Raw genomic sequence first — 337 nt, 5'->3', positions numbered from 1 at the left:
CTGTTCAGGCCTGAAGTAGCAGTATCCAGTCCTGTCTGTGTCACAGTTGACAGACTGTGCAGCTGTGAACCGTTGATGGCATCCGTTGAATCTGCTTCTACCCGGCCTTCCTTAATACCGGTCAGTATTTGGGTACTGCCCTCACGGGTAGCATCATAGACTTGGCCATTCCATTGCAATGCATTCTGCTGCAATGCAGTTACACTGCCATCGATAGTACTCAGCCCAGTAGATAAACTGCTTACATTTTCATTTAAGCGGGAAACAGTACCAGACATGTCACCCATCTGGTTTTCGGTAATCGTACTCAGACTACTTGACAGACTGCTCAGACCGG

Annotated in this window: 1 pseudogene; it reads right to left on the bottom strand. The window is 48.4% G+C overall.

The features are described from left to right. Positions 1 to 337 (bottom strand): annotated as a pseudogene (locus tag BHC51_RS12600) (hypothetical protein); the annotation flags it as partial.

The sequence above is a fragment of the Snodgrassella alvi genome, assembly GCF_002777745.1.
Lineage (GTDB): Bacteria > Pseudomonadota > Gammaproteobacteria > Burkholderiales > Neisseriaceae > Snodgrassella > Snodgrassella alvi_D.
Note: the sequence above shows the minus strand (reverse complement) of the source record. Positions and strands in the feature narration are given on the sequence as shown.